The organism is Neisseria viridiae (assembly GCF_962747995.1).
GTDB classification, from domain to species: domain Bacteria; phylum Pseudomonadota; class Gammaproteobacteria; order Burkholderiales; family Neisseriaceae; genus Neisseria; species Neisseria viridiae.
Genome location: NZ_CAUJAJ010000048.1, coordinates 1 through 329, shown reverse-complemented (window position 1 = coordinate 329; position 329 = coordinate 1). Strand labels below are relative to the sequence as shown.

Sequence of the window (329 nt, the reverse complement as noted above, 5' to 3'; positions counted from 1 at the left end):
GCACCAGCCAGAGGAGGGGGAGGAAGGGATTGTTGGAGGCGGCGCAGCGTTTGGCGGAAATAAAAAACCTTATCCGACAGAGACATGACGAATTTCCCCAAAAAATTCTGCTGAAAGTATTGACTGTTTTCCCCGGTGGGCGTATAGTTCGGTTCTTCGCTGCTGCTGAAGCGGCGGACGAACTGAAAAGTATAGCACAGAATGTCGGGAATATCGAGATATATCTTGACAGATGGAAGAAATACTTTATAATTCGCAACGCTCTTTAACAAAACAGATTACCGATAAGTGTGAGTGCCTTGGGCCTCACACTGTTTGAAAGACAGACA

Annotated in this window: 1 protein-coding gene; it reads left to right on the top strand. The window is 46.5% G+C overall.

Features of this window, described 5'->3' with window-relative positions:
- The coding region (locus Q9J79_RS10315; RefSeq protein ID WP_301911203.1) for a hypothetical protein at positions 1-269 on the top strand (269 nt) is incomplete at its 5' end.
- Positions 270-329: the final 60 nt, after the last annotated feature.